Consider the following 991-nt stretch of genomic DNA (forward strand, 5'->3'; position numbering starts at 1 on the left):
ACTTAAATAATGTTATTAAATAATAGTTAAATTAGTGGCACATGGTGTTGATTTTTTCGAAAATAATGAATATATTTATCTCGTTTTGATAACAAGCCCAGATATTCGATTACGGCCTGAACGGGATATTTTCCGTGCCGAAATGTGCGAACCCTGTGAAGCGTAATATGAAGGCGTAGTTGGCTAGAGACGCTTGTTTAAAGGGGCGCATTAGAACGAGATTTGCTGGCATATTGATGACAGTCGAACGCCCCCCCATCAACAACAAGGTCTGGAGAAGAATTATAAAAATTCTTAAAAAACAAATTGTTGATGTTGATTTTGGATAGCTGTGGATGCCGTTTTCTGCCTGGTCAGTGAAAGAAGAGGAAGTGCCGCTCGTGTTAAGGTGCCTCATGAGGTTGCCAATTGGAACGCGTTTAGTGCGAGCAAACAAAACGAATGCTGCAAGGGAAATAAAGTATTAAAGACGGTCTCCCAATGGGTCAACTTAATAGAAGGAAATAAAGCGTCATAAATATTTAATATAAGTTACCTCTTATGGTCGACGCTTTTTATTGTTATATAACCCATTGGTTATATATTTCTCAGGCCTAATCATTGCCATTAAAATGCTCGTTTCTGTCATTAAAAATAAATGAAATTTTACTCTGGTTTTAATCAACCATTAATAAGCAGAGTAATCGATTTATTTGACGATGTGATACGACGCGTTGCGTTACTTCTTTACTGCAGATGGTCGTCAATATCTCCCGCCATGATGGATAACTCGATCGACCGCGATCACGATGATGAAGTTGGGCTGCCAATATTTTTATTAACGAAATAAGTTAACTTAATACCCGCATAAAAAACAAGCCTATTAGTGTGGCGTAAATAAGCTTAGTCACCATTAGAAATACCTGCAAATCCAGCCAGACACTGCTGGGATGCACCGTGTGTGCGATTTGAATATGGATTACCACGATAATTAGAAGGATTGCTCGATCTC

The organism is Vibrio sp. 10N.261.45.E2, from assembly GCF_002875705.1.
GTDB lineage: Bacteria > Pseudomonadota > Gammaproteobacteria > Enterobacterales > Vibrionaceae > Vibrio.